At 46.8% G+C, this 24,995-nt stretch carries 23 protein-coding genes and 1 riboswitch; of the genes, 20 read left to right on the top strand and 3 right to left on the bottom strand.

All coding sequences use genetic code 11. The features are described from left to right. Positions 1–30 precede the first annotated feature (30 nt). Complete coding sequence (locus VN24_RS08485; protein WP_045670039.1) at positions 31–1,185, bottom strand: glycosyltransferase; 1,155 nt, start codon at positions 1,183–1,185, stop codon at positions 31–33. Positions 1,186–1,465: 280 nt separating this feature from the next. On the opposite strand from VN24_RS08485, the gene VN24_RS08480 reads away from it, so the two are divergent. From VN24_RS08480 to VN24_RS08405, 16 genes are all read left to right on the top strand, one after another. Continuing rightward, entirely contained in the window at positions 1,466–2,257 is a 792-nt protein-coding gene (locus tag VN24_RS08480) for an ABC transporter permease (RefSeq protein WP_045670038.1), read from the top strand. Between the two features lie 15 nt (positions 2,258–2,272). Further along, positions 2,273–3,547 carry an ABC transporter ATP-binding protein gene (locus VN24_RS08475; RefSeq protein WP_045670037.1) on the top strand — a complete coding sequence of 425 codons (1,275 nt, stop codon included), beginning with the start codon at positions 2,273–2,275 and terminating at the stop codon, positions 3,545–3,547. Positions 3,548–3,566: 19 nt separating this feature from the next. Then, complete coding sequence (locus VN24_RS08470; protein ID WP_045670036.1) at positions 3,567–4,505, top strand: class I SAM-dependent methyltransferase; 939 nt, start codon at positions 3,567–3,569, stop codon at positions 4,503–4,505. Beyond that, the gene (locus tag VN24_RS08465; protein WP_045670035.1) at positions 4,502–6,052 is read left to right on the top strand and encodes a coiled-coil domain-containing protein; all 1,551 of its coding nucleotides are present in this window, start codon (positions 4,502–4,504) and stop codon (positions 6,050–6,052) included. Before VN24_RS08470 ends, VN24_RS08465 begins: the two co-directional genes overlap by 4 nt. Positions 6,053–6,060: 8 nt before the next feature. Continuing rightward, positions 6,061–7,245, top strand: a complete 1,185-nt coding sequence (locus tag VN24_RS08460; RefSeq protein WP_045670034.1) for a glycosyltransferase family 4 protein — start codon at positions 6,061–6,063, stop codon at positions 7,243–7,245. Continuing rightward, a complete protein-coding gene (locus tag VN24_RS08455) occupies positions 7,229–8,449 on the top strand; it encodes a glycosyltransferase family 2 protein (RefSeq protein WP_045670033.1) in 1,221 nt (406 codons plus the stop codon). Before VN24_RS08460 ends, VN24_RS08455 begins: the two co-directional genes overlap by 17 nt. Before the next feature lie 14 nt (positions 8,450–8,463). Continuing rightward, positions 8,464–9,846 carry a sugar phosphate nucleotidyltransferase gene (locus VN24_RS08450; RefSeq protein ID WP_045670032.1) on the top strand — a complete coding sequence of 461 codons (1,383 nt, stop codon included), beginning with the start codon at positions 8,464–8,466 and terminating at the stop codon, positions 9,844–9,846. After that, positions 9,819–10,805, top strand: a complete 987-nt coding sequence (locus VN24_RS08445; protein WP_052702863.1) for a glycosyltransferase family 2 protein — start codon at positions 9,819–9,821, stop codon at positions 10,803–10,805. The genes VN24_RS08450 and VN24_RS08445 overlap by 28 nt, the downstream gene beginning before the upstream one ends. A gap of 4 nt (positions 10,806–10,809) precedes the next feature. After that, complete coding sequence (locus VN24_RS08440) at positions 10,810–11,553, top strand: sugar phosphate nucleotidyltransferase (RefSeq protein WP_045670031.1); 744 nt, start codon at positions 10,810–10,812, stop codon at positions 11,551–11,553. 57 nt (positions 11,554–11,610) lie between these two features. Further along, the gene (gene rfbC, locus VN24_RS08435; RefSeq protein ID WP_045670030.1) at positions 11,611–12,168 is read left to right on the top strand and encodes a dTDP-4-dehydrorhamnose 3,5-epimerase; all 558 of its coding nucleotides are present in this window, start codon (positions 11,611–11,613) and stop codon (positions 12,166–12,168) included. A gap of 235 nt (positions 12,169–12,403) precedes the next feature. Next, positions 12,404–13,444, top strand: coding sequence for a dTDP-glucose 4,6-dehydratase (gene rfbB, locus VN24_RS08430; protein ID WP_045670029.1), 1,041 nt, complete (start codon positions 12,404–12,406; stop codon positions 13,442–13,444). Next, positions 13,444–14,301 carry a dTDP-4-dehydrorhamnose reductase gene (gene rfbD / locus VN24_RS08425; protein WP_045670028.1) on the top strand — a complete coding sequence of 286 codons (858 nt, stop codon included), beginning with the start codon at positions 13,444–13,446 and terminating at the stop codon, positions 14,299–14,301. Before rfbB ends, rfbD begins: the two co-directional genes overlap by 1 nt. Positions 14,302–14,546: 245 nt before the next feature. Further along, entirely contained in the window at positions 14,547–15,554 is a 1,008-nt protein-coding gene (locus VN24_RS08420) for a glycosyltransferase family 2 protein (protein WP_045670027.1), read from the top strand. Between the two features lie 653 nt (positions 15,555–16,207). Continuing rightward, complete coding sequence (locus tag VN24_RS08415; protein WP_045670026.1) at positions 16,208–17,617, top strand: undecaprenyl-phosphate glucose phosphotransferase; 1,410 nt, start codon at positions 16,208–16,210, stop codon at positions 17,615–17,617. Then, complete coding sequence (locus tag VN24_RS08410; RefSeq protein WP_045670025.1) at positions 17,607–18,533, top strand: glycosyltransferase family 2 protein; 927 nt, start codon at positions 17,607–17,609, stop codon at positions 18,531–18,533. Before VN24_RS08415 ends, VN24_RS08410 begins: the two co-directional genes overlap by 11 nt. 388 nt (positions 18,534–18,921) lie before the next feature. Continuing rightward, positions 18,922–19,641 carry a serine/threonine-protein kinase gene (locus VN24_RS08405; RefSeq protein WP_045670024.1) on the top strand — a complete coding sequence of 240 codons (720 nt, stop codon included), beginning with the start codon at positions 18,922–18,924 and terminating at the stop codon, positions 19,639–19,641. A 125-nt stretch (positions 19,642–19,766) separates the two neighbouring features. Here the strand turns inward: VN24_RS08405 and VN24_RS08400 are convergent, their stop codons facing one another. Next, the gene (locus tag VN24_RS08400) at positions 19,767–20,402 is read right to left on the bottom strand and encodes a DsbA family oxidoreductase (RefSeq protein WP_045670023.1); all 636 of its coding nucleotides are present in this window, start codon (positions 20,400–20,402) and stop codon (positions 19,767–19,769) included. A 124-nt stretch (positions 20,403–20,526) separates the two neighbouring features. Between VN24_RS08400 and VN24_RS08395 the strand changes: the two genes are divergently transcribed. From VN24_RS08395 to trxA, 4 genes are all read left to right on the top strand, one after another. Then, on the top strand, positions 20,527–21,402 hold the full coding sequence (locus VN24_RS08395) for a DUF72 domain-containing protein (protein WP_045670022.1): 876 nt from the start codon (positions 20,527–20,529) through the stop codon (positions 21,400–21,402). 170 nt (positions 21,403–21,572) lie between these two features. After that, a complete protein-coding gene (locus tag VN24_RS08390) occupies positions 21,573–22,352 on the top strand; it encodes an aldo/keto reductase (protein WP_082084199.1) in 780 nt (259 codons plus the stop codon). Between the two features lie 157 nt (positions 22,353–22,509). After that, on the top strand, positions 22,510–22,935 hold the full coding sequence (locus VN24_RS08385) for an RrF2 family transcriptional regulator (RefSeq protein WP_045670021.1): 426 nt from the start codon (positions 22,510–22,512) through the stop codon (positions 22,933–22,935). A gap of 58 nt (positions 22,936–22,993) precedes the next feature. Continuing rightward, on the top strand, positions 22,994–23,305 hold the full coding sequence (trxA, locus tag VN24_RS08380; protein ID WP_045670020.1) for a thioredoxin: 312 nt from the start codon (positions 22,994–22,996) through the stop codon (positions 23,303–23,305). A gap of 112 nt (positions 23,306–23,417) precedes the next feature. On the opposite strand, the gene VN24_RS08375 is transcribed toward trxA, so the two are convergent. Next, positions 23,418–24,755, bottom strand: a complete 1,338-nt coding sequence (locus tag VN24_RS08375) for a 5'-deoxyadenosine deaminase (protein ID WP_045670019.1) — start codon at positions 24,753–24,755, stop codon at positions 23,418–23,420. Between the two features lie 89 nt (positions 24,756–24,844). Then, a riboswitch (purine riboswitch) is annotated at positions 24,845–24,944 on the bottom strand. Between the last annotated feature and the right edge of the window lie 51 nt (positions 24,945–24,995).

Raw genomic sequence — 24,995 nt, 5'->3', positions numbered from 1 at the left:
TTTTTCTCCTTGATAATTTAAATTTATACGTTAAACAGCTTGTTTCGAAAGTTGTACAGGCTCTTGACTAACGATTACTTTTGTCTTTTCTCGAGATTCATTTGTGTCTTTGTTAGACCAAGTCCACAGACTGTTAGCTTTGAAGTTCCAAAGTGTAGCTGCTACGATACCTGCAAATTGACCAAAGAAAATATTGAGATCTAACCAAGATGCAGTTTGGGCTAATAAAGCGGTTATACCTATACCAACCACACTTACAATTAAAAATTTCGGGAATTGGAAGAATCGTCTTTTCAAAGACTTTTTCTTATATTTTTTCCAAGTAAGGTTATCATTCCACAGGTAGTTGTTTACCATAGCAATAAAAGAAGCGATAATCGAAGAACGCAAGTCTCCCAAACCAAGAAAGTTAACCAAAATATATAAGCTAATTAAATTCACGCCAACACCCAAAGCGCCTATTGCACAAAATAAATAGAACCTTCTATCTTCATCGCTATTCCATATTAGCTTCGCAATATGTTTTAAATAATTCCATTGTTCTTTCATGCTCATCTTAGATTCCCCTGCATGACGGGAGACAAATGAATAAGGAATTTCATGAACGGTTTTGTATTCACATTTAACTAATATTTCCATTAAAATCTTCCATCCAATAGGATCGAGTTGAGCATTGTGTAATATACTACGATTTAACCCAAAATAACCCCCTGTGCAATCAGTAATGTTCCGCATTCTTTTCAAAGAGATGCGACCGATTGTCCGAGCTGTCCAAGATACAAACTTGCGAAAAGTATTTAAGCCTCCGTCGGATCCTCCTGGAACAAACCTGCTGGGGATTATCAAATCAGTACCTTCTTTTAATCGTTGAAAAATCAAAGGTATAAGTTCAGGGGGATGTTGGAGATCAGAATCCATAACTATAATTTTCTTTCCAATTGATTTGTTAAAACCTTCGACAACAGCCGTCCCTAACCCCCTACCATTTTCCCGGTGTATATATCTAACTTGTGAGTGTTCTTTAGACAACTGTTCAAGAATGATAGGCGTATCATCCTTGCTGTCATCTACAAATAAGATTTCATAAGCACAATCCTGATTTTTTAGAGATTCAATTATTCGACCAGAGATAATTTTAACATTCTCACGTTCATTAAAACTTGGAATGATTATACTTAATTCCATAGATATTTCCTCCTGAAAATGTCAATAAAGCCATTCGTCATTATTTGTATTTGACAAAAGTGCAGTGAGAATTACTTCATGACTTACGATAAAAAAGACACGGCTAGCTCAATGATACTATAAATTGGATAAGTAAGAAAGGAGGCAAGACTACTTTGTCACACTTTTATCGTCAAGTTTTGATTTATATTTTAGAAGTATGTGCATCCCAACTGAATTTTTGGTAATATTGTTTCGAGTAAGATCAGTTCTGAAGCATCTGAGTGGAGGATCGAGTTAAGTGGAATTCAAATTAAAGCCATTATTTCGTGAATTGATATTTATTTCCAATTTAGCAATTAAAGATGTGCAAACCCGCTATTTAGGGTCATTTTTGGGCTTTGCATGGGCTTTTGTACAGCCAACAGTTCAAGTCTTAATTTTCTGGTTTGTTTTTCAAGTAGGCTTCAAATCAGCGCCTGTTGATAACTTCCCTTTCATTTTGTGGTTGATGGCTGCAATGGTCCCATGGTTTTTTATTTCAGATTGCTTTTTGAACACGACTAACTCAATTGTAGAAAGCAGCTACCTAGTAAAGAAGGTTGTATTTCGAGTCTCTCTTCTTCCGGTTGTGAAAGTAGTATCTTCTTTATTTATTCATCTGTTTTTCATATGTTTCTTAATAATCATGTTTTCCGTTTATAAACATTTTCCCGATTTATATACATTGCAAATTATTTATTATGTAATATGCTCCGTTTGTTTAGTCGTGGCAATTGGTTGGATTACTTCCTCCGTAGTTGTTTTTTTGAAAGACGTTGGACAATTTGTCGGAATGACAGTTCAATTAATATTTTGGCTTACGCCAATTTTTTGGTCTTTATCGATTTTGCCCGACAAATATAAGAACTGGATTAAACTAAATCCTGTATATTATATTGTAGAAGGTTACCGAAATACATTTATATATAAGCGATGGTTCTGGGAATTTCCAAATCTGACGCTTTATTATTGGAGCTTTACACTGGTTGCATTTGGTATTGGGGTTATCGTTTTTAAAAGATTGCGTCCTCATTTTGCGGATGTACTGTAAGAAGGGGAAAATTTAATGAAGAAATATGCGATAGAAGTAAAGCAATTATCCAAGATTTATAAATTATATCCTAAACCTGCTGATCGACTTAAGGAGTCGATAAATCCTTTAGGTAAAAAATATCATACCGATTTTAATGCTACTTCAGAATTAGACCTTATGATACCAGAGGGAGAAACGGTCGGGATACTGGGTAAAAACGGAGCAGGAAAATCGACTTTGCTGAAGATGATTACCGGCGTTTTGAAGCCTACAAGCGGAACGATCAAAGTAAACGGTAAAATCGCGGCATTATTGGAATTAGGAGCGGGATTTAACCCGGAATACAGCGGTATTGAAAACATATATCTTAACGGTATGTTTATGGGATTCACGAAGGAAGAAATAACCGAAAAGATTCCCGCGATATTGCAGTTTGCTGATATCGGCGATTTTATCCACCGGCCTGTAAAAACTTACTCAAGCGGGATGTTTGCCCGTCTTGCCTTTGCTGTAGCGATCAATGTAGAACCGGATATATTGATTGTTGATGAAGCACTGTCTGTTGGTGACGTTGCATTCCAGACAAAGTGCTTTAGGAAGTTCAATGAATTTAAAGAAAAGGGAAAAACAATCCTTTTTGTCACACATTCCTTGGAAACGGTTCTTCGGTACTGCACACATGCCGTTGTCATAAACGATGGACGCAAAGTGGCCGAAGGAACCCCCAAGGAAATGGTCGATCTCTATAAAAAAATTTTGGTGAATCTTTACGATGTAAGCGAGGATTTTAAAATCAACAAATCCTACTCCCCTTCGGAAGAAGGCGAGTGGAGAGTTTTTTATCAAGAAAATCAGGCAAGGCTTGAATACGGAAATAAAGAAGTGGAAATTGTCGATTATGGGATCTTTGATGAAAATAATCAGCTCATTTCAAAAATCATTAGTGATGAATTGATTTATATTAAAATGAAAGTACGTTTTAATGAGCTCGTTCAAGATCCTATATTCGCGTTTACGATTAAAGACTTGAAGGGGAATGAACTGTCGGGAACAAATACTTGGTTTCAAAATCTGGATACAGGCTCGTTTAAGGCAGGGGATTCATTAACGGTAACATTCTCGCAAAAAGTAAATCTACAAAGCGGATATTATACGTTGTCCTTAGGCTGTACCGGTTTTACAGGCACAAATGAAGATTTGGTCGTGTACCATCGACTATATGATGTGATTGCATTTGAGACAACGATGTTCAAAAAAATTGTTGGCGTTTACGATATCGACTCAACGATTCATATCGTTAAAAACTAGAATAAAGAGGCCTTATTCGATGACTGATATAATCGGAAACGTAAAAATGAACCTGCAATTCTATACAGGCGAAGATTCATACAATGATGGTGATATTGAAGATGAAATTCTTCAATTGGTCAAAACTACGGCTAACAACCCGCTGGAAATTGCAAAAGTTTTAGCGCAGGATTCGCGATGGCCAGTGCTTTATCACTTGTCCTCTCAAAGATTAAACTTGCTGGATTGGTATTCCTTTGACCCGAATGGACGTGTGCTGGAAATTGGAGCAGGCTGCGGAGCGCTGACGGGTCTTCTTTGTGAAAAAACACAGCAAGTCATTGCAGTCGAGCTTTCTAAACGCAGAGCTGAAATAATTGGGAATCGTCATCGTAACCAAAAAAATCTAGAAGTAGTTGTAGGGAATTTGAATGACATTCAGCTTCAACAGCAATTTGATTATGTAACTCTTATTGGTGTATTGGAATATGCAGGGAAATTTACAACTTCATCTTCTCCTTTTCATCAATTTTTATTGAAAATAAAAGAATTTATTGAAGATGATGGAACGTTGATTATTGCCATTGAAAATAAATATGGGCTTAAATATTGGGCAGGAGCGAGAGAGGATCATACGGGACGGATTTTTGACAGTTTAGAGAATTACCGTTCTCATGAACAAGATCTCGGAGTGGCGACTTTTTCGAATCATGAACTTCGAAACTTGTTAACCGAGACCGGGTTTAAAGACATTGAATTCTATTATCCGATGCCAGATTATAAAATGCCGGTGGCAATCTATACGGATGATTTTTCCCCGTCTCCGGGAAGCTTTGCTCCAAACACCGATAGCTACGATCAAGATCGGTTCTTACTTTTTAACGAAGAACGGACGGCGAAAGGGATCACAGAAACCGGGCAGTTTGGCTTTTTTGCCAACTCGTTTCTTGTCTTTTGCAAAAAGGGGGAAGCAGAGTGAGACTGCTTTTTGTTAAATTTAATCGTGACCGTTTACCTCAATTTCAAATCAGCACAGCCATTTATAAAGAAGGAAATACAAAAAAAGTCGTAAAAAAACCTCTAACAGAAGAAGCGGTACATCATATTCAGGCTATGAGTGAAAGCTATAAAACATTGAAAAGAAGTTACTTCAATTGTTCAATTGTACCATCCACGATGCTAGGGACGGAAATCCAATTCCCTTTTATTGAAGGGAATTCATTCGATAGCCTGATGTTTGAGGCGGTTTTTAACAGAGACCAGTCGCTTTTTTTATCCCATTTGGAGCGATTTTATAATTTTTTGCGCAGTTTAGGGGTATCAGCAAAAAGATTTCCTGAGCATAAAGACTATTTATCCGATTTGAACATGGAAATTAAGCGCCCCTATGAATGTTTAGATGTAAGCAACGTTGACCTGACCTTTGAGAATGTAATTATAAATCAGGCCGGTGATCATACTGTAATCGACTATGAATGGGTTTTTCAACAGGCAGTTCCGATACAATATCTTTTATATCGCTCTTTACACCTTTTTTTCTGGAAATACCGGGACTATACAACAGGTTTCTTAAAGATAGAAGAAATTTATCCGAAGTATAATATTAATGAAGAGGATATTCAATTATTTAATGAAATGGAAGAGGCTTTTCAAGCTTATGTAATGGGTAAAACAAAAGCTTTTTCAATTGCTCCGCAATATAGGAAGAACCAAAAGACCCTTGATGAATTGATAAATGAAATCAATCATAAAAATGTTCAACTCGAGCAATTGAAGAAAGAATGCGAAGCTTCCCAAATGGTTATTGAACAATTGAAAAAAGATAAGCTGGCCTTTGAATATGATAACAATAGGTTGAAGTTAAAGTTAGATGCAAACGTAAGCGCAAAAGAGCAGCTTAAGGATGAGCTTAAAAAGGCTGAGAAAACAATTCTCCAAAATGATTTAGTGATTAAAGAATTTAAACATGTCATTAAAGAACAAGTTCAAAAAATCGAGATTATGGATAGGTTCTCGCATAATATTACCAAATTTAATGTGTTGTTAAAACAAGTAAGCAACCAACATCAAACTCCGTTTAGTAAAGGGAAAGTTGTATATTTAAAGTATCCGGGCCTAAAAGGTCATATTGAGGAGTTAAAAGCGAAAATTTCAAGTCTAATGTATGAGTTGGAAGTTAATCGTCAGAAGATTGAGGCTTCAAATGAAGAAAAACAAGAAATACTAAATGAACTTCAAAACTATCAATTGCTTCAAGAGGAATATCAAAACCTTAGATTTGATCACGAGGATCTAAAAAAAATTCATCATCAATGTCATATAGACAATCAAGGGTTAGAAGAAATTTTAAAAGCGCTGACAGTGGAATGGGAATACTTAAAAAAGAAACATCATCAATATATTGAACAAACTAAACAAGAACTTCAAAGCAAAACGGACGAAATAAATCGTCTGGAGTCAATGCATCACGCTAAAAGTTATGAACTGGATGCGTTAAAGAAACAGCTTATAGATAGAGAAAGGTGACTGGGTAGATGAAAGTTCTTGTGTTAAACCCGTATTTCCCTACTTTAGGGGGCGGGGAAAAGCATATGGGTTATTTGTGCAAATTCATTGAAAACAATTATGATTCGGTTGAAATTGATATTTTGGTTCATAACTACAACAATATAGACATTAATGCAGACGATTATCCGACCATTGAAACCTTTAGCGACAGATTTGGCATTAAACTCTGTCATACAAAGTTAAAAAAGTTGGATCTGCCTAAGCCGGGAAGTTTGATGGAGCATTATCAAAATAAAAAACGGATTGAGAAGTTATCATCCGGCTATGATCTATTTATAAACTTTATGTATCTTAGCAAACATATTGGAAGGGCAAAGAGAAATATTTATTCTTGCATGTTTCCGCCTCAGCGGTCGTTTCATAGCGGTTCGTTAGCAACTAGAGCGGTATGGCGTTTTTTGGATTTCCAGTTTAGAAGAAGTTACGACTACTATCTATCGAATTCGTTATTCACCAACCATTGGCTTGAATACATATGGAAAACCGGCAAGAAAAATCGGATCGTTTATCCTCCGGTTTTTTCAGAAGAGCTACTGGAGAAAAGAGCCTCCGTTAATGAGGAAAGAAAGGATATCCTTTTATCTGTAGGTCGTTTTTTTGTTGGAGCACATAATAAAAAGCAGGATTGGATGATTGATTTTTTCATTCGTAACATTGAACGGTTTAAGGGGTGGGAATACCATTTGGTCGGAGCCGTTTCTTCCATGGAGGAGGATTTAAAATATATTCAGGGCATCCAAGAAAAAATAAAGGGCTATCCTATTTATCTTCATCTTAATTGTTCCCTGGAAGAGCTTGAGTCCTTATATAGGGAAGCAAAAATCTTTTGGCATGCAACCGGCTATATGGAAAACGACGCTGAATTCCCAGAGAAAATGGAGCATTTTGGGATCACGACAGTAGAAGCAATGAGTTATGGTGTTGTTCCGGTCGTTATTAATAAGGGGGGGCAACCGGAAATTGTGGAAAATGAGGTTAATGGCTATCTGTGGGATGATGAACAACAATTATTAGAACTGACTCTTGAATTGATGGAAAATAATAAACAATGGGAGATCGTTTCGAAAAATTGTTATAAAAGAGCGGACCATTTCTCGATCGAGAAATTTTACCAAAAAAATAAGGAGATTTTTGATGGTATCTCATTTTGATGTTTCGATTATTATCGTCAATTATAATGGAAAAAAGTACTTTAAAGACCTTTTTGATTCGTTTTTGACTTTGAAGGCGTCCGATATCTCCTATGAAATTATAGTTGTTGATAACAATTCTATTGATGATTCGATTACATATTTGAAAAATAACTATGAAGCAAGAATCAAAAACTTAAAAATTTTAAATCCGGGTCAAAATTTGGGCTTTGCCGGCGGAAATAATTACGGGGTTAAGCACGCTAACGGAGAATATATCGTATTTTTAAACAATGATACAAGAGTTGAACCGGACTGGCTTTATAATCTGTATCACGGGATTAAAACTTCCGGAGCAGGGATCGTCTCCTCAAAACTTGTTTTCTTTTATGATTATTTGAAGGTCCAAGTCAAAACAACCGATAAACTCATGCTTTCAACTAATATTACAATTAACGGAGAACCATATCGGGTAGATCCTAAATTTTGCACAAATCTTCTTTATGAGAAGGATCGGCTCGTTTGTTTTGGACATACGGTTTTTTATATTCCGGTTATCGATTTAGAACAAGGGCAGACTGTTGTATTTGATGTAATTCAGCACACAGAGAATGATCGTTTAGTTATCGGTGATGTTGAAAAAGAAGTTTCAGAAGAACTAGGGAGTACATTTATTTTTAACAAGAATACTATTCAGACCTTAAAAAGAACGCTAGTTCAAAATGCAGGATCCGGTATCGATGAAAACTATAACGGCTATGATATCGGTTTTTGTCAAGAAGACCAGGGACAATTTTCTGAACGTACTCTTATTAATAATGCTTGCGGTGCTGCAATGATGATGTTAAAAACAGATTTTGATGATGTACAAGGTTTTGACGAATACTTTTTTATGTATTATGAAGATACCGACTTATCTTATAAAATCAGAGAAAAAGGGAAAACGATCGTTTATATTCCGGATTCCATTGTCCGGCATATACATACAGGAAGTAGTAAAGAATGGTCTCCATTTTTTGTGTATCACGTTTACCGTAATCGTTTATTATTTATATTTAAACATTTTTCTACGCAAATCTATTTAAAACAGTGGATAAAATATATTTTGCATGTTGGTAAGTCAGTCCTGCTTACATCTGAAACAAAAGAACTTAAGGTTGCCAAAGCAAAAGCTTTCATTCATGCTCTGCTACAATTGCCTCGATATATCAAGTCTAAACGTTAAGAAGGTAGTGAATAATGAAAATAATATTATTATCCGGTGGGTCCGGTAAACGTTTGTGGCCTCTATCAAATGACTCTCGTTCCAAACAATTTCTGAAAATTTTGAAGTCCGATTCTGGGAATTATGAATCTATGGTTCAGCGGGTGCTGAGGCAGTTGAAGCAAAATGGTCTCGCTAAAGATTCCTATGTCACAACTAGCAAAGGGCAATACGAAACGATTCAAAGCCAACTGGGAAACGACATTTCGATTATCGTTGAACCGGAAACACGGGATACCTTTCCGGCTATTGCTTTGTCAGCCCTTTTTTTATATGAAAAAGAGCAGGTATCGTTAGATGAAACGGTTATTGTTATGCCGGTTGATCCTTATGTTGAAAGTGAGTTTTTTTCCAAAGTTTCGGAATTAGAGCATATTTTAGATCTATCTAAGGCCGAGCTTGCTCTTATCGGTGTCAAACCGGTACTTCCTTCGGAAAAATACGGCTATATTGTACCTCTAAGATCTTGTTCCGAAGAGAACTATAGTTTAGTAGACCGTTTTGTAGAAAAACCCTCTGAAAGGGTAGCTAGCGAACTAATCTCCCAAGGCGCTCTATGGAACTGCGGTGTATTTGCATTTAGATTGGAATACATAATAAATGCTTTGGATCGGTTAGATCTTCCACTAAAATATGGGCATTTAAAAAATCATTACTCGGATTTACCTAAAATTAGTTTTGATTATCAAGTGGTAGAGAAAGCGGAAAAAATTGTAGTTACTGAATTTGATGGGAATTGGAAAGACTTAGGTACTTGGAATACATTGACGGAAGAAATGGACACTCAAAAAATTGGTAATGTCATTCTTTCAGAAGAGTGCACGAATACCCATGTTATAAATGAATTGGACATCCCGATTGCTGTAATTGGAGTATCGAATATGGTTGTTGCGGCAAGTCCGGATGGTTTATTGGTTACGGATAAGGAAGCAAGTCCGAGAATTAAAGAAGTTATGAAAAACCATTATAGCCGGCCAATGTATGAAGAGAGAAGATGGGGGCATTATAAAATTTTAGATTATTCCAAGCAGTTGAATGGAAAAGAAATATTGACAAAAAAAATTCAGATTAAAGAGGGAATGAATTTAAGCTACCATTCTCATCAAAACAGAAATGAAGTTTGGACAGTTACATGTGGAAAAGGAGTTTTAGTAGTAGACGGTGTATCTTCTTTTGTCGAAGAGGATTTCTTCATTCAAATTCCAGCTGGAAAAAAACATAGTATAAAAGCTCTAACTGACCTGGAAATTATTGAAATCCAATCGGGAAGCGAACTTACTGAGAATGATATTGAACGGGATCTATACTTATGGGAAGAAATTGAAAAACATTGCTTCCTATCGTCAAAGAAACCATGAATTCGAACCATATAAATCCTACCATCGATATTTTACTTTCTACTTATAATGGTGGAGAATACTTACAACAGCAGCTTGATTCGATTTTGAACCAAACATACGACAATTGGAAGGTGCTAATCAGAGACGACGGATCTACTGATGAAACGTTAAGAATAATAGAATCGTATAGCAGTACGTACCCAAAAAAGTTCAAGTTTGTGGATACTGGGAGCGTTCGGTTAGGAGCAAGCCAAAGTTTCGCCGGATTAATGGAGTATTCTGATTCAGATTATATTATGTTTTGCGACCAGGACGATGTCTGGTTACCCAAAAAGGTTGAGCAAGCATATCAGAAGATGAAACAAACTGAAAGTAACCAAGACCAACCTGTCCTTATTCATACTGATTTGACAGTAGTTAATGAGAATCTAGAACTTATATCGGACTCCTATTGGGATTATCAGAGACTAAATATTAATTCTGTCAGACTAGAACAAATGCTCGTTCAGAACCACGTCACCGGTTGTACGGTATTGATTAACAAGGCGTTAAAGAATCATTGTTTACCGATACCTGTGGATGCAATGATGCATGATTGGTGGATTGCGCTGATTGCCGGAGTTTTTGGGAAAATTGAAGGTATTTCAGAGAGCAGCATTTTATATAGACAGCATTCGAAAAATCATATCGGGGCCAAGAAATATACGAACTTATCGTTATTGTTGAAGCTTGCCAGTCTAAAGGACAGGAATCAAATATTTCAACGCACAATTAAACAGGCGAATGCTTTGTTGAAAAATTATCATAAAAAACTAAGCTCAGCCCATAAACAAATTCTTTATGACTATGTAAATATTAGTAAGCAGAACTGGTTTCTTAGAATGAAGATTGCTTTCCGATACGAATTTTTTAAAATAGGTTTTTGGCCAAAAGTCTCTACTGCATTTCATTTACTTATCTTAAAAAGAGAGAGGTAGTATTATGAAAGGGATTATTCTCGCAGGAGGTACAGGTTCGCGTCTCTACCCCCTAACAAAAGTGACAAACAAACATCTACTCCCAGTAGGCAAATACCCCATGATTTTTCACTCTATCGCTAAATTGAAGGAATGTGACATTACCGATATTCTCATTGTCACCGGTAAAGAGCATATGGGCGATGTAGTCAGCCTGCTCGGAAGCGGGAAGGATTTCGGCGTTACGTTCACCTACAAGGTGCAGGACGAAGCAGGAGGCATTGCGCAGGCACTTGGCCTGGCCGAGCAGTTTGTATGCGGGGATCAAATGGTCGTCATTCTTGGGGACAATGTGTTCGCTGACAGTATCGCTCCTTATGTACATAACTTCCGCGAGCAGCGGAATGGCGCGAAAATACTCATTCAGGAAGTCCACGATCCGCAGCGTTATGGTGTCCCGGAACTCGATGGAGAGCGGATTGTATCCATTGAAGAAAAGCCGAAGCAGCCGAAGAGCAGCTATGCTGTGACCGGCATTTATATGTACGACAGCCGGGTATTTGAGATTGTTCGGACGCTGAAGCCTTCGGCGCGCGGGGAATTGGAAATCACCGATGTGAACAACGCCTATATCTCATCGAAAGAATTATCATATGATATATTGAAAGGCTGGTGGACCGACGCAGGTACGCATGCTTCGTTGACCCTTGCGAACGAGCTGGCTAAAAATGTCTTGTTCGGAGAAGAGTTCGGGAAGTTGAAGCTGTAAGCAGCGGTTCGGAATGAGTCAGGAAAGAAGTATGCGGAAAGCGGGTGTTCGGGTCCAATGAACGTGAGAGAAACAAAGCTCCCGGGTCTGAAGCTGATTGAACCGGCGGTGTTCGGGGATCACCGGGGTTTTTTTACGGAAAGTTATAATGAACAGCGGTTTCATGAGCATGGGATTACAACCAAGTTCATGCAGGATAATCATTCCCTCTCGGTGGAGGCGGGCGTGCTGCGGGGGATGCATTACCAATTAAATCCGAAGGCGCAAACGAAGCTGGTGCGCTGCACAGCCGGGGCGATTTATGACGTGGTGGTGGACATCCGCCGGGGATCACCTACGTTCGGGCAGTGGCAGGGGTTTATTTTGAGTGCGGCGAATCATCGGCAGCTGCTGGTGCCGAAAGGTTTTGCGCACGGATTTTGCACGCTTGTGCCGAACTGCGAGGTGCAGTACAAGGTGGATGAGTTTTATTCGGCTGAGAACGATCGCGGCATCGCTTGGGACGATCCTGCGCTGGCAATCGACTGGCCGGTATCGAAGCCGGTGCTGTCGGATAAGGACGGCAAACATCCCGTGCTGGCTGATGCGGACATCAATTTTGTGTTTGAAGGTTGAAGGGGCTTGAGCGCTGAGCAGAGCTAGAGGGATATACAGTACCTTTCAGGGGCTAAGCGGATGGTACTTGGGCAACGATTGCAAAAGCAATGGGTGTGACAAGCTAATCGACGCTGCAGGGATATAATTGCTAATCGACGCTATAGGGCTATGATTACAATGGAGGCATTAGCTGCAACGGATACAATAGTCGAGCACCTAAGGGAGATTTTTCACAGAAGGGGAGCTGCAAATCGTGAAACTGCTTGTTACCGGCGGCGCCGGGTTTATTGGCAGCAATTTTGTGCTGTATATGGCGGAAAAATATCCGCATTATGAGATCATTAACATCGATGCGCTGACATACGCGGGCAACCTGGAAAATTTGAAGTCGGTAGAGCAGCATCCCAATTACCGTTTCGTGAAAGCGGATATTACGGACCGTTCGTCGCTGGAGGCGCTTTTTGCCGAGGGTGTCGATGTGGTGGCGAATTTTGCGGCGGAGTCGCATGTGGACCGGAGCATTTTGGAACCGGATGTGTTCGTGAAAACGAATGTGCTCGGGACCCAGACGCTGCTGGAGCTGGCGAAGCAGTATGGAGTGACGAAGTTTGTGCAGGTGTCCACCGATGAGGTGTACGGCACACTCGGCGAGACGGGGCTGTTCACGGAGGAAACGCCGCTTGCGGCGAACAGTCCTTATTCGGCAAGCAAAGCGGGCGCGGATCTGCTCGTGCGTGCTTATCATGAGACGTTCGGCCTGCCGGTTAATATTACGCGCTGCTCCAACAACTACGGACCGTATCAGTTCCCGGAAAAGCTGATTCCGCTTATGATCGACAACGCGCTTCAGGATAAGCCGCTGCCGGTGTACGGCGACGGACTTAATGTTCGCGATTGGCTGTATGTGGAGGACCACTGCAGTGCGATTGATCTTGTCATTCATAAAGGCGTGAACGGTGAGGTATATAATGTCGGCGGCCGCAATGAGCGGACGAATATTCATGTGGTGAAGACGATATTGGCGGAGCTGGGCAAACCGGAGTCGCTGATCACCTACGTGAAGGACCGGCTTGGACATGACCGCCGCTACGCGATTGACGCCGATAAAATCCGCAATGAGCTCGGGTGGAGCCCGCAGCACGATTATGAATCCGGCATCCGCAAGACAATTCAGTGGTATCTCGACAACCGCGAATGGATGGAAGGCGTGCTGAGCGGCGGCTACAAAGATTATTTTGAGAAACAGTACGGGGAACGTCTGGATACCGCTTCGGCAGACCGTGATGCAACCTAATGGAAAAAAAATTAAAAATCGCGGTTACCGGAGCCAATGGACAGCTTGGCACGGAACTGGCGGAATGGAAGGCCGAAGGGCTGGACATTCGCGGCTACGTGCGGGAAACGCTGGATATTACCGATCTGTCGCAATGTAAGATGTGCTTTGCGGAATTTAAGCCGGACGTGGTCATTCACTGCGCCGCTTATACGGCGGTGGATCAGGCGGAGGCGGAGCCGGATGCGGCTTACCGGGTGAACGCCGCCGGGACGCGCAATGTGGCGGTAGCCGCACGAGCTGTTGGGGCCAAGCTGATTTTTATCAGCACGGATTACGTTTTTGACGGCACGGGGACAAGGCCGTACAACGAGTACGACCGGACGAATCCGTTATCGGTGTACGGAAAATCGAAGCTGGCGGGCGAACAGCTGGTGCAGACGCTGCACGAACGTTATTTTATCGTCAGGACATCGTGGGTGTATGGCCGTTACGGCAACAATTTCGTGAAAACGATGCTAAAGCTGGGCAAGGAGCGGGATCGTCTAAGCGTCGTGGCCGACCAGGTCGGTTCGCCGACGTATGTGGCTGATTTGGCGGCGTTTGTGCTGGAGTTGGCCGGAAGCGAGGCGTATGGGATATACCACGCTTCTAATAGCGGCACTTGCTCCTGGTACGAGTTTGCAAAGGCGATTTTTGAAGAGAGCGGCATGAGTGTTACAGTGGAGCCGTGCACGACGGAGCAGTTTCCAAGACCCGCGCCGAGACCGCGCTATTCCGTTATGGATCACAGCGCGATCCGGGCGAATGGCTTTGAAGATTTGCGCGGCTGGCGCGAAGCGCTGCGGGATTTTTTAACGAGTTCGGGTATGATGTGAAAAAGCACATGACGGATGCGCTGAATTTTTGAAGCGGTTTCGAAAAAAGAGGTTGATAAGCAGGCTGGTGAGAACGAGAGGTTCTCGTCAGCCTTTTTTTTGCGGGTTTTGGCCGGACTGAAAGATCCATCTGCTGCTGAAGGCTTAACGAGCGCCTATCATGATTCGGTTGCCGAAAGGCGAAGAATGGAGCTATCATGAGATATTGAGAACAGTGTTTTTTTGCATGGGAGAGGAAACAGGAAATGAACCCTTCAACACCGACAGTCAGTGTACATATCGTTACTTATAACAGTGCGGGAGATATCGTGGATTGCCTGGAAGCGGTGATGCGCCAGTCTTATCCGATCGAGTGTATCGTCGTGCTGGATAACGCGTCGGCGGACGATACGCTGCAGGAGCTGGAGCGATTCCGGGATCGTGATAAGGTGAAAATTATCGCCAGCGCTGAAAATACGGGTTTTGCAGGCGGGCAGAACCGCGCGCTTGCGGCGGCGGAATCGGACTATGCGCTCGTGCTGAATCCCGATGTGCGGCTGCACCCCGACTATGTGCGCGTGCTCGTCGAATTTCTGGAGCGGCATCCGGAGACGGGCAGCGCGTGCGGCATGCTGATCCGCTCCGATGCGAAAGCGAAGCGCTGCCCGGCCGCGCTTCCGGAGCATGCGCTGCTGGACAGCGCAGGGCTTGTGATGGACGCGGGAAGGCAGGTGCGGGACGCGGGAGCCGGCGAGCCGGCGGCGGGATGGATGACGGGCGGCGAGGTGTTTGGCGTGTCCGGAGCGGCGGCGGTGTACCGGAGGGCGATGATCGGGCATATCTCGGTAGGCGGACAATTTTTCGATGAGCAGTTTTTTGCCTATAAGGAGGATGTGGATGCCGCCTGGAGGGCGCAGCTCCTCGGCTGGAAGGCTTATTACGTGCCTGACGCGCTCGCTTCCCACGCCCGCGGCTGGAAAGAGGGAGGGCGCCGTTCGATCCCGCTGTTCGTGCGCCGCCATTCCTATCAAAACCGCTGGTTTACGCTGCTGAAAAACGAACGCTGGGGGCGCCATCTATGGAAGACGCTGCCGATCATAGCGGTTACGGAAACGCTGAAGCTGGGTTATATTCTAGTAAAGGAACCCGCACTGCTGGGATGCTGGCTTACGATCGCGTGTTTGGCCCCGGACATGCTGCGCAAACGCCGCGAAATCCGGCGCAAGATGGAAGATACGAGTGGCGCTTTATCGGCTGTGGCAGGCAACAAGTAGCATTCAGCCATCAAGCTTCGTCGCATCTCGCGCGAAGAACTGGGCGGGTGCCATAATGGACTGATCGTGGCCGTGGTAGGAGATCGTCAACGGAGTCGCACCTCGCGCGAGAAACTGAGCGGGTATCGTAATGGACTGGTTGTGACCGTAAGTAGAATCGTCAACGGATTCGCATCTTGCGCGAGGAACTGACCGGGTGCTGCAAGGAGAGACTTTGAGTTGGCTTTTTTGCGAGATTCATGATTTAGTTGCGAGAGATCGGTTTTTGATTTCGGAAGAGAGAAGTTTGTCGAAGATTTCGCTTTTGTTTATGTAAGCTTGTTTGGTTGGAGAACCTTGTTGCTTTTAAAGAATTGCGTTAGCATCGGGGAGAGGAATCGATTGGAAAAGTCGAGCATATTTTGTGAAAGAACGGGCCTTGGATTTTGGGGAGGCTCGCGCTTAAGTCTCACCGAAGTCGGCTTTTATTTTTAAAAGAGCAGAACTTTTCTCTCGAACGGTCGTAATTTCTGTTGAGTCTTTTCTCTTGAACGATCGTTCTTTCTTTTGATTCTTTTCTCTCAAATAACGTTAAATCTATTGGTTCTGCATCGCCTATTTGTTACAATTATAGAGAGATTCAACAAATTGACAGGGGTTGCGGTGATTCCATTATGATTCGACAAAGTCAGCGTTTCTTGACGCAATTGTACGTGCTGGCGGATATGCTGTGCATGCTGCTCGTATTCGGCGCGGCCTACTGGATCAAGTTTTACAGCGGCCTTCTCGTTCACTACTACACGGTTCCATTCGTTACCTATCTCGTATGGAGCACGGTGTACGCCTTTGCGGCGGTGCTGATCGGGTTCTATGTCGGCTTTTACACGCCGAAGCGCCGCAAGCGGTTTTCCTATGACATTCTGAAAATATGCCAGGTTCACAGTCTGAGTTTCCTGCTGCTGCTCAGCCTGCTGTTTTTCGGCAAGGAAGTACATATTTCACGGGAATTTCTGGCCCTCTTCCTCGGCATGAATTTGATCGGGCTCACCGTATACCGGTTTGCGGTCAAGCAGACGCTCGTCTGGTTCCGGCGCAAAGGCTTCAACAAACGGTTCGTCCTTATTTTGGGCGCGGGAAAAGTCGGGCGGAATTTTCACGACAAGCTCCTTAACTATCCGGATTTGGGGTATGAAGTCTATGGGTTCCTCGATGACTATCAGAGCGAACACGTCGAAGAACAGACGCATTTGCGGCCGATTGTCGGCAAACTGGAAGATTTGGAAGAGGTGCTGAGCGAGAACCGCACGATCGACGAGGTCATTATCGCGCTGCCGCTGGAGGCGTATTCGAAGTACGCGGATATTATCGCCACCTGTGAAAAAGCCGGCGTCAAAACGCTCATTATCCCCGACTACTTTGATTTGCTGCCGGCCAAGCCGTTTTTTGATAATTTCGCGGGTATGCCGCTTATTAATATCCGGGACGTGCCGCTCGATGAGCTCAGCAACCGTCTGGCGAAGCGGACGTTTGATATCGCGTTCTCGGCGGTGGCGATTGTGCTGCTCTCGCCGATCATGCTGCTCGTGGCGATCGGCATTAAGCTGACGTCCCCGGGACCGGTGCTGTTCCGGCAGGAGCGCGTCGGTTTCGGCCGCAGAACGTTCCAGATGTATAAATTCCGCTCCATGCGCGTGGCGCCCGACGATTCGGCGGACACGAGGTGGACGGTGAAAAACGATCCGCGCCGTACGGCGTTCGGCACTTTCCTGCGCCGCACGAGCCTGGATGAGCTGCCGCAGTTTTTCAACGTGCTGATGGGACAGATGAGCGTGGTCGGACCGCGCCCGGAGCGGCCTTTTTTCGTGGACCGGTTCAAAGAGGAAGTGCCGAAGTATATGATCAAGCACCATATCCGGCCGGGCATTACGGGCTGGGCGCAGACGAACGGGCTGCGGGGCGACACATCGATTCAGGAACGCATCAGACACGATTTATTTTATATCGAAAACTGGAGTTTTTTCCTTGATCTGAAAATCATTTGCAAAACGGTCGTGAAAGGACTTATTCATAAAAATGCTTATTGACGAGGCTAAGCCGCTTAACCTATCGGTCATTATCCCAACCTTGAACGCGGGCCCGGAATTCGGGCTGTTGCTGGAGAAGCTGAAGGCGCAATCGCTGCCGCCCTTCGAAATTATTGTGGCCGATACGTCGTCGGACGACGGAACGGCAGAGCTGGCGCGCGCAGCCGGCTGCAAGGTGCTGATGGTGATGCGGGAGACGTTCGATCACGGCGGCACGCGCAACTTCGCGGCGCGTCAGGCGGCGGGCGATGCGCTGCTGTTTATGACGCAGGACGCGCTCCCGTGCGACGAGCGGCTGCTGGAAGAGCTGGCCGGCTCGCTTGCAGACCCGGAAGTGGCGTATGCGTACGCCCGCCAGGTCGCGCGGCCGGAGGCGGATGTGCTGGAGCGGATGTCGCGGGAGTTCAACTATCCGGAGCGGTCGCTGCGCAAGACGCGGGCCGATCTGGAGCGGATGGGGATCAAGACGTTTTTTTGCTCCAATGTGTGCGCCGCGATCCGGACGGACATGTTCCGCAAGATGGGCGGGTTCGTCCAGCCGACAAGGTTCAACGAAGACCTGTTTCTGGCGGCGCGGTGCGTGCTGAAAGGGTATGCGATCGCCTACAACGCGGAGGCGAAAGTGCTCCATTCCCATAATTATTCGGCCGCGCAGCAGTTTAAGCGGTTTTTCGACAACGGGGCGTCGATGAGCGAGCAGGAGTGGATTTTGCCGTATACGTCGGTCGGCAAGGAAGGGTCGCGGCTTGTGCGCGCCCAGGCGCAGGCGCTGTTAAGAACGGGCAAATGGCTGCGAATCCCGGGACTTGTCGCTGAAAATGCGGCCAAGCTGATCGGATACAAGCTCGGCATGAATTACCGCAAGCTGCCGGCGCTGCTGCAACGGCGGTTCAGCATGTACAAGCCGAAAGGATAAGACCGGAAGGTCGAAATCCGGATCAACCGGAAAGTTATACCGGCAAAACGGGCGAGGGCGGTTTCGGACGCTTTCATAAAGGGAACGCTTGAAGAAGCGGCTGCAGTTATGCGGTGCCGTTTGAATCGTATGTCGGTACAGGAATGGAATAATGTGGCAGCGTTGGCCTCGCTTGTATAGGGTATAAAGAGGGATATTTCGAAACCGAAAATTCGAGACCGAAACAGGTGACAAGCGGGACGTCTCTTTACAGATGACCGCTGCAAAATCAAAATGATAATGCCCTCCCGGCCGGAAGGGCATTATTCGTTATATGAAGGTGCAGACAGAAGCGGAGCACGGCTGAAGCCGAAAAAGCGGCATGCGAGATGTGCAAAGGAGCGTTAGGATGAACGAAGCAAAAGTGGCGGAAGCGGTCAAGCTTACGGAGCAGACGCTTCTGCCGGAAGTTGAAATGATCAGCGCCGACCCGCGTCATCCGGTTGAGGTGCCGTATATTCCGTCCGGCTGGAAGCTGCTTGGCGCGGGCAATTACGCGGCTGTGTTTGAGCATCCGGAAGCGGAAGGCATCGCCGTGAAGGTCTACGCGCCGGGACGGCCGGGCTGGGAGCGGGAGTGCGAAGTGTATGGCAAATTGGGCAATCATCCTGCTTATGCGGTCTGTTATCATGCAGGCTTTGCGGCGGAGAAACATTACCTGCTGCTGAAAAAATTAAGCGGCAAGACGCTTTATAATTGTTTGCTGGAAGGAACCCCAATTCCCGAACAGGTTATCGCCGATATCGATGAAGCGCTCGAGTATGCCCGTCTGCGCGGCCTCAACCCCCGTGATGTGCACGGCAAAAATGTGATGCTGTCGAAAGGGAGAGGGCTCGTCGTCGATGTGTCGGATTTTTTGGAGGAAGGCCCGTGTACGATGTGGGATGACCTGAAGGCGGCCTATGAACGGATTTATACGCCTTTTTTGTCCAAACGCCCTTTTCCCATTCCCGTCTGGGTCATGGAAGGCGTCCGTTCCGGTTACCGCTGGATAAGAAAAACGTCGGAGCTTAGCGGAAAAGAAGACGAGCCGGCGGACCGGACGGGGAACAGTGGACACGAGCATTAATAATCAGCCGGCTTTTCACTCAGGCTGGTGAACAATGCGAGGATGAAGACGGTTGCGCGAATCCTTGAAAATGAATAACGGGGTACAAAGACGGGGCGCGAAGCGCGCCCCCAGCTGACAAATCATTACGCATCGGTATGGAAACGGTCGAGCAGGAGCAGCATCTCGGATTTGGGATAAGCGCCTGAAAGCGCGTATTTGCGGTTAAAAATAAACAACGGAACGCCGCTGATGCCAAGCCGTTTGCCCCGCTCCAGATCGTCGTCGACCTCGGCGGAGCCTTCGCCGTTATTTAGTCGTGCGGCTAACTGCTCCCGCTGCCAGCCGGCAGCTTCGCCGATGGCGAGCAGCTCTTCCTGCCGGGAGAGCGTTACGCCTTCTTCAAAGTAAGCGCGGAACAGCGAGTCGATCAGCTCCGTCCGCTGCGCTTCCGGCGTCAAGGCGATCAGCCGGTGGGCCATCCGGGTATTGGGCATCCAGCTCACCTGGTCGAACCGGAAGGTCAGCCCTACGTCGGCGCCCGCGCCCGTGACGTGCTCCATCATCCGGCGCACCGATTCGGAGCTTCCGGACTTATGGGTCATCGATTTCATGAACGGCATACCTTCGGGAGGGAGATTGGGATCGAGCTGATACGCGCGGTATTGTATCGTCGGTTCTGTGCCGGTGCGTGCTTTCCAGTCGGAAAGGGCGTCAAACAGATTCTTTTTCCCGATCCGGCACCATGGACAGACGACATCCTGATAGATTTCGATAAGCATAGCGTGCGCTCTTCCTTTCGCCCGGAGGGTTTTCGTCTATAGGTCAAGTATGCCGCATTTTGGCGTTTCCGACAACGGTTGCGGGCAATGAAATCGAAACCGGATTGATGCAGGAGGTGAGGCGATGATTACGATCGGACTGGCGGGATGGGGCGATCATGACGATTTGTATCCGACCCGCGAGGCGGCGAAAAACAAGCTGTCCGTCTACGGCCAGCTGTTCGGAACCGTAGAGGTGGACAGTTCTTTCTACGCCATCCAGCCGGAGCGCAACATGGTGAAATGGACGGGGGACACACCGCCGTCGTTCCGTTTTGTCGTCAAGGCTTTCCAAGGGATGACCGGCCATTCCAGAGGCCGCATACCGTTTGCGGATGAGGCGGAGATGTACAAGGCGTTCCGGCTGTCGATCGGTCCAATGTTGGAGGCGGGCAAGCTGGCGTGCGCCTTGTTTCAATATCCGCCTTGGTTCGACTGCCGCAAGGAACATGTCGACCTGTTGCGAAAAACGAAGGAGCGAATGGAGGGAATACCTTGCGCCCTTGAATTCCGGCATCAGAGCTGGTTCGCAGATGGGATGCAGGAGCGCACCTTGAGCTTCATGCGGCGGGAAGGCTGGATTCACAGCGTTTGCGATGAACCGCAGGCAGGCGAAGGGTCGGTTCCGATTGTGGAAGAGGCGACGGACAGCTCGCTGACGCTCGTGCGGATGCACGGGCGCAACGCGCGCGGGTGGAACGCCGCGGGCAGCCCGAACTGGCGCGAGGTGCGGTATTTATACCGCTACAATGCGGACGAGCTTGCTCAGTGGGTGGAGCGGCTGCGGCGGCTGGAGAAGCAGTCGGAGCAGGTGCACGTGATTTTCAACAATAACTCCGGCGGCGACGCGGCCTTCAATGCGCGTCAAATGATGGAGATGCTCGGTCAGACGGTCCCTCCTTTGCCGCAAGCGAAGAAAGAGCCGGATGCGCAGCAGCTCGATCTATTCGATTGGACCTAGCGCGGGATTTGGCTTCGAAACGGTTTGACAAAGCCGGGCGGTGGTAAAATAGGGGAGAAGCAATTGTTGGATGGCGCTGCAGCGGCAAAAAATAAGTGCTGGAGGCGATCGTTTTGACAGTTCAACTGCAAGGTTTGAATGATGCGGCGGTGCTTCACAACGGAGTGCGCATGCCGTGGCTCGGTCTTGGCGTATGGAAAGCGAAAACGGGCGGCGAAGTTGAAACGGCGGTCAGGCTCGCTTTGAAGGCAGGCTACCGCAGCATCGATACAGCCGCAGCTTATGGTAACGAAGAGGGCGTGGCCAAAGGGATCGCGGAAAGCGGCGTTGCCCGCGATGAAATTTTTATTGCCACGAAGGTTTGGAATAACGACCAAGGGTACGACAACACTCTTCGGGCTTACGAGGACAGCTGCCGGCGGCTTGAAACCGACATTATCGATTTATATCTGATTCACTGGCCGGTTGCCGGCAAATTCAAAGACACATGGCGCGCGCTGGAAAAGCTCTACAAAGACGGAGCCGTGCGGGCGATCGGCGTTTGCAACTTCCATACGCACCACATGATGGAGCTGCTCACGGACGCGGAAATGAAGCCGATGGTGAACCAGGTGGAGTACCACCCGCTGTTGACACAGCCGGAGCTGGTCGCGTTTTGCCAAAATAACGGCATCGTGTTCGAAGCTTGGAGCCCGCTCATGCAGGGCAATCTCGATTTGCCGGAAATCGCCGAGCTGGCCGCCAAATACAAAAAATCGCCGGCCCAAATCGTCCTTCGCTGGGATTTGCAGCACGGGATTGTGACGATTCCGAAGTCGGTCACGGAAAGCCGCATTCGGGAAAATGCCGATGTGTTCGATTTCGTTTTGTCCGAAGAAGATATGGCAAGGCTCGACGGACTGAACCAGAACAAGCGCTTCGGTCCGGATCCGGACAATTTCGATTTTTAAATCTCCGCTCCGAAAGAGGAAGGAAAGCCGAAAAGAACGGGCTGGGATAACGCTGCCGCCTTTGCCGCAAACTATGACTGTGATATGGCTTACGCCCTGTTGACAAAATCAACTGTAACTGATAATATTACAGTACGAAGCGGGGTGGCCGTTCGTTATGAACAGTGAATTCACGATAGCCGTCCACAGTCTCGTTCTGCTCGCTAATCTTCCGGAACGCAGCGCGACCAGCGAAGCGATTGCGGAGAATGTCTGTACCAATCCGGCGCGTGTCCGCAAAGTGATGGGCTATTTGAAACGAAGCGGGTACGTGGCGACGCGGGAAGGGAGCGGCGGCGGCTACAAGCTGACGATCGATCCGTCGACCGTAACGCTGAAGGACATTTACCGCGTTATCGCGCAGGGTTCGCTGATGCCTAATTGGTGCTCGGGCGATCCCGGATGCGATTGTGTGGTCGGTTCCAATATGCAGGAGGTTATGAACCATATTTTTTGTTCGGCCGAGCAGCATTTGGAAAATTATTTTGCCGATATCACAATAGCAGGCGTGCTGGGGCAAATCCACGGTTGTGAGCAGTGCTGAAGCGGGAACTTTGACGGGTATCCCTGGCTCAACCTATATTTTGGAGAGGATGATTCAAATGGCAGTAGCATTGACGAAAGACAACTTTACGCAAAGCGTTGAAAGCGGCGTTTCTCTGGTAGACTTCTGGGCTCCGTGGTGCGGACCTTGCAAAATGCAGCTTCCGATCGTAGAAGAGCTCTCGACCGAGCTCGAAGGCCAAGCGACAATCGCAAAAATCAACGTCGACGAAGAGCCGGAACTGGCTTCCCAATTCGGCGTCATGAGCATCCCGACGCTGATCCTGTTCAAGGACGGCCAACCGGTCGACAAAATGGTCGGCGTGCAAAGCAAAGACGCGCTGAAAACGAAAATCCAAAACCAACTGTAAGCCGTTCAAGGCATACACGTTGCGCATGAAAAAGCAGCTTCCGATGAGCCGTCAAACGGCAGTGGAAGCTGCTTTTTTTGCTGATTCGCATTTCCGCTGCGCAGTCACTCGTTTACTGCAGCGGGCTGCGCTTCAGCAGCCGTTTGATGGAGAGGTCGGCTTCGCGCAGCACGGTGTCTTTGTCGACGGTGCGGACGATGCCTTTGTCCATCAGAATGCGTCCGCCGACAATCGTCGTCTCCACATCCGCCCTTGTCGCCGAGTAGACAATGCGGGAGATCGGATCGACGTCGAAGGAGGGGAACGTGTGGAACTGGTTCAAGTTGAGAATGGCCAGGTCCGCCTTTTTGCCGGTTTCGATGCTGCCGATCTCGTCCGCCATGCCGACCGCTTTTGCGCCGCCGATCGTGGCCATCCGGAATACGCTGCGGGCATCCATGCACGTCGGTCCGTGTGCGGGCTTTTGGATGATGGCCGCCAGCCGCATTTCGTTAAACATGTCGAGATTGTTGTTGCACGGGGCGCCGTCGGCGCCAAGGCTGACCGAAATGCTTGTATCGAGCATTTCCGGAACGTCCGCGATGCCGGAAGCGAGCTTGAGGTTCGAGCCCGGACAGTGGCTGACGTGAACGCCGCGTTCCCGGATAATCCGCTTCTCCTCGTCACTCAGCCAGATGCAGTGGGCCAAAATAAGCCGCTCGTTGGCGAGGCCGATATGATCCAAGTAGACGATGTTGCGCATGCCGGTCATTGCTTCTACCAGCTCGATTTCGCCGGTGTTTTCCGAAGCGTGGGTATGGACCTTGACGTTGTATTTGCCCGACAAATGAGCGACTTCCTTCAGCAGATCCTCGGTACAGGAGATGACAAAACGCGGCGAGAACGCATACTGGATGCGCCCGTTGTCATGGCCGTGCCACTTCTCCAGCAAATCGACGCTTTGCTGGATGGAAGAGGCAGTTTCTTCCTGCAGCGGAAGCGGCACATCGCTGCCTTTGCGGTCCATCATCACTTTGCCGGAAACGGCGCGGATGCCGCTCTGCTCGATGGCGCGGAACGCCGATTCGGTATGGTGAACCGTCTCCATGTCGACGATCGTCGTCGTGCCGCTTTGGATGAGTTCGCCGATGCCGAGCATCGCCGAATAGTAGATCGATTCCTCGTCGTGCGCCGCTTCCAGCGGCCAAATCCGTTTACGCAGCCAGTCGAGCAGCTCCAGGTCGTCGCCTTTTCCCCGGAACAGCGTCTGGCACAGATGAATGTGGGTCTGCACGAAACCGGGAATAACGGTGCGGCCGGTTGCGTCCAATATTTGTTCGTCCCCGGCAGGCTCAAGCTCCGGTCCGATTTCGACAATGCGGTCGTCCTCGATCCGGATATCCCCTTGAATAATGTCCTCCAGCGCATTCATCGTAACGATTTGCGCATTGCGGATAAGCAGCTTCGTCATCGAAAAGTTCCTCCTTGGCGGCACCGCCGCTAAATTAGATTTTTCGCCGCGGCCCTCTTGAGACATAAAAAAGCTACGAAAAAATAAACCCCAAGGGGCCTATTCTTCGTAGCCAGAAATTTACGGTTTCTGTGTAGAGACCCTTAACCCGATTATTAAGGATATACGAAAAAGGCAAAATGTTATGCAATTGCTTTTATCTTAAAAAATGTAAGCACGGATGTCAAGATAAATGACATG

Origin of the sequence: Paenibacillus beijingensis, assembly GCF_000961095.1 — a bacterium.
In the GTDB taxonomy this organism is placed as follows: Bacteria; Bacillota; Bacilli; order Paenibacillales; family Paenibacillaceae; genus Paenibacillus_O; species Paenibacillus_O beijingensis.
The sequence above is the reverse complement of the archived record's forward strand: the minus strand, read 5'-3'. Positions and strand labels throughout refer to the sequence as shown.

What these genes read in the sequence shown, in the direction of transcription:
- rfbC (WP_045670030.1), top strand. Translation starts at nt 11,611, where the DNA reads ATGAACGTGAGAGAAACAAAGCTCCCGGGTCTGAAGCTGATTGAACCG.
- rfbD (WP_045670028.1), top strand. Translation starts at nt 13,444, where the DNA reads ATGGAAAAAAAATTAAAAATCGCGGTTACCGGAGCCAATGGACAGCTT.
- VN24_RS08405 (WP_045670024.1), top strand. Translation starts at nt 18,922, where the DNA reads ATGAACGAAGCAAAAGTGGCGGAAGCGGTCAAGCTTACGGAGCAGACG.
- VN24_RS08455 (WP_045670033.1), top strand. Translation starts at nt 7,229, where the DNA reads ATGGTATCTCATTTTGATGTTTCGATTATTATCGTCAATTATAATGGA.
- VN24_RS08475 (WP_045670037.1), top strand. Translation starts at nt 2,273, where the DNA reads ATGAAGAAATATGCGATAGAAGTAAAGCAATTATCCAAGATTTATAAA.
- VN24_RS08460 (WP_045670034.1), top strand. Translation starts at nt 6,061, where the DNA reads ATGAAAGTTCTTGTGTTAAACCCGTATTTCCCTACTTTAGGGGGCGGG.
- VN24_RS08375 (WP_045670019.1), bottom strand. Translation starts at nt 24,755, where the DNA reads ATGACGAAGCTGCTTATCCGCAATGCGCAAATCGTTACGATGAATGCG.
- VN24_RS08395 (WP_045670022.1), top strand. Translation starts at nt 20,527, where the DNA reads ATGATTACGATCGGACTGGCGGGATGGGGCGATCATGACGATTTGTAT.
- VN24_RS08440 (WP_045670031.1), top strand. Translation starts at nt 10,810, where the DNA reads ATGAAAGGGATTATTCTCGCAGGAGGTACAGGTTCGCGTCTCTACCCC.
- VN24_RS08485 (WP_045670039.1), bottom strand. Translation starts at nt 1,185, where the DNA reads ATGGAATTAAGTATAATCATTCCAAGTTTTAATGAACGTGAGAATGTT.
- VN24_RS08470 (WP_045670036.1), top strand. Translation starts at nt 3,567, where the DNA reads ATGACTGATATAATCGGAAACGTAAAAATGAACCTGCAATTCTATACA.
- VN24_RS08385 (WP_045670021.1), top strand. Translation starts at nt 22,510, where the DNA reads ATGAACAGTGAATTCACGATAGCCGTCCACAGTCTCGTTCTGCTCGCT.
- VN24_RS08415 (WP_045670026.1), top strand. Translation starts at nt 16,208, where the DNA reads ATGATTCGACAAAGTCAGCGTTTCTTGACGCAATTGTACGTGCTGGCG.
- trxA (WP_045670020.1), top strand. Translation starts at nt 22,994, where the DNA reads ATGGCAGTAGCATTGACGAAAGACAACTTTACGCAAAGCGTTGAAAGC.
- VN24_RS08400 (WP_045670023.1), bottom strand. Translation starts at nt 20,402, where the DNA reads ATGCTTATCGAAATCTATCAGGATGTCGTCTGTCCATGGTGCCGGATC.
- VN24_RS08390 (WP_082084199.1), top strand. Translation starts at nt 21,573, where the DNA reads ATGCCGTGGCTCGGTCTTGGCGTATGGAAAGCGAAAACGGGCGGCGAA.
- VN24_RS08420 (WP_045670027.1), top strand. Translation starts at nt 14,547, where the DNA reads ATGAACCCTTCAACACCGACAGTCAGTGTACATATCGTTACTTATAAC.
- VN24_RS08450 (WP_045670032.1), top strand. Translation starts at nt 8,464, where the DNA reads ATGAAAATAATATTATTATCCGGTGGGTCCGGTAAACGTTTGTGGCCT.
- VN24_RS08410 (WP_045670025.1), top strand. Translation starts at nt 17,607, where the DNA reads ATGCTTATTGACGAGGCTAAGCCGCTTAACCTATCGGTCATTATCCCA.